The following is a 1,572-nucleotide window of genomic DNA, read 5'->3' as shown; positions in this document are numbered from 1 at the left end:
GTCCAATGGCGCAGTATTCAGCCTGGTGTGCAGTCGATTGATGTTGGCATGGTGTTCTACAAGAAGATTGACGACGTCCTGATGCCCAAAGGTAATCGCGTCAATCAGCGGGGTGGTTATGCTGTTAGGCCACCCATCCACCAAAGCACCGGCCTCAAGAAACCATTGGCATGTTTGTAAGTGTCCATTGCCAGCGGCTGCGGCAAGTGGCGTGCTATTGCCGGAACTGGCGGCAGGCTGGTCCAGCGCAATACCTAAAGACACCAATAAGCGGCAAATTTCGGTTTGCCCCTGTTCAGCGGCCATGTGCAGCAGGGTTTCATGCCCATCAAGACCATACATGGGCAAGTGCAATAGAACGGAATTTTTCTCTAGGCACTTTTTTAGTGAGGCTGCATTTCCCGACGCGATGTCTGCGTGAATGGCTAATAAAGTTTTAATGTTCTTTTCATAAATTTCTTCTGGGTTGTTCATTTAAAAAATACCTTTTGTCATTTGAGCACCCATGTTTTTCAATGCGTTTTGGACACTGGCCAGCCCGCCGACGTCTGCTTTCTGTAGTATTTCATAGACTTTTTTGGCGCTGGCTATCGAGTGATTCCCTCCACCATTTTGGGCCCAGGTGAAGTTGCGCGGGTCGTTGTTTAGGCCAATTTTGTGTTTGGCCAGAATTTTTTGCGAGTCGGTAATGTACTTTTGATTTTGAGCTTTCCAGCTTTTCGGAGCTTTTTCGCGGACGATATGATGGTAATGCGGCTTTACCATACCCTTAGGTGCAGGCCCCATCGCTCTCTTCTGTGAGGCGCTGAGTCGACAAACTTCCCACCCCCACGGATCCACCCACCCAATCGGATTCGGTGCGTATTGATAGAGGTTGAATCCCCCCGCCAACCCAATCGGATCCGGCGTAGTAAACCGCCCCACATCCGGATCATAAAACCTGAACGTATTGAAATGCAGCCCCGTCTCCAGGTACTGCCCCTGAAACCTCAGGTGTCGGCCCTAGAGCCCTCGGCCATGGTCAGGCTTTTTTCTCTAAATAGAACTTCAGATATTTTTTTAATATTTCTTGAAAGGCTCGTGCCTTACCGAAGCTATAAGCATCGTCAAAGTATTTATAAGCCTGTGAATAATCTTTCAGTTCAAAGTAGACCATTCCCAAGTTGATCAACGGACCTGTATCGATATCTGACTCTCGGCCATCCAGGGTCTTTTGTGCCCAATCTTTAGCGGCCTCGAAGTCACCGTTGTCGAAGTGCAGGTTGAAAAAAGAACCTGTGACCCATGACGACAAAGGTGTCCATTCTAGTTTTGGCTCAGGAAGCAAGTCCCATGCTTTTTGGTACAAGGCCTGGGCTTCATTTTTTTTGTTTTGCTCATCGAGCTCATTGCCCGAGGCCATAATGGCCATTATCTCATCTGCCAGCGTGGGGTTTTTATCTGCCAAGTTCTTCATATGATAGTTCTGTATTTATGGTAGACGTGACCACGCTGCCGTTTTCATTGCGCACTTCGATCAACCGACTCTCGGCGTCGTAACCGAAACGCTGCACGCCCCGTTTAGTACTGCGT

The 1,572-nt window shown here is 48.7% G+C and carries 3 protein-coding genes and 1 pseudogene; all 4 read right to left on the bottom strand.

All coding sequences use genetic code 11. The features are described 5' to 3' along the window. The coding region (locus tag AC1DLB_RS29595) for an ankyrin repeat domain-containing protein (protein WP_477786246.1) at window positions 1-474 on the bottom strand (474 nt) is incomplete at its 3' end. After that, entirely contained in the window at window positions 475-786 is a 312-nt protein-coding gene (locus tag AC1DLB_RS29590) for a hypothetical protein (protein ID WP_256597036.1), read from the bottom strand. Window positions 787-813: 27 nt separating this feature from the next. After that, a pseudogene (locus AC1DLB_RS29585) lies at window positions 814-999 on the bottom strand (RHS repeat-associated core domain-containing protein); the annotation flags it as partial. Between the two features lie 22 nt (window positions 1,000-1,021). After that, window positions 1,022-1,456: a tetratricopeptide repeat protein gene (locus AC1DLB_RS29580; RefSeq protein ID WP_111453071.1), complete on the bottom strand. Its 435-nt coding sequence runs from the start codon at window positions 1,454-1,456 to the stop codon at window positions 1,022-1,024. Between the last annotated feature and the right edge of the window lie 116 nt (window positions 1,457-1,572).

The sequence above is a fragment of the Pseudomonas sp. 05N434 genome (assembly GCF_056396965.1).
Note: the sequence above shows the minus strand (reverse complement) of the source record. Positions and strands in the feature narration are given on the sequence as shown.

What these genes read in the sequence shown, in the direction of transcription:
- AC1DLB_RS29580 (WP_111453071.1), bottom strand. Translation starts at nt 1,456, where the DNA reads ATGAAGAACTTGGCAGATAAAAACCCCACGCTGGCAGATGAGATAATG.
- AC1DLB_RS29590 (WP_256597036.1), bottom strand. Translation starts at nt 786, where the DNA reads ATGGGGCCTGCACCTAAGGGTATGGTAAAGCCGCATTACCATCATATC.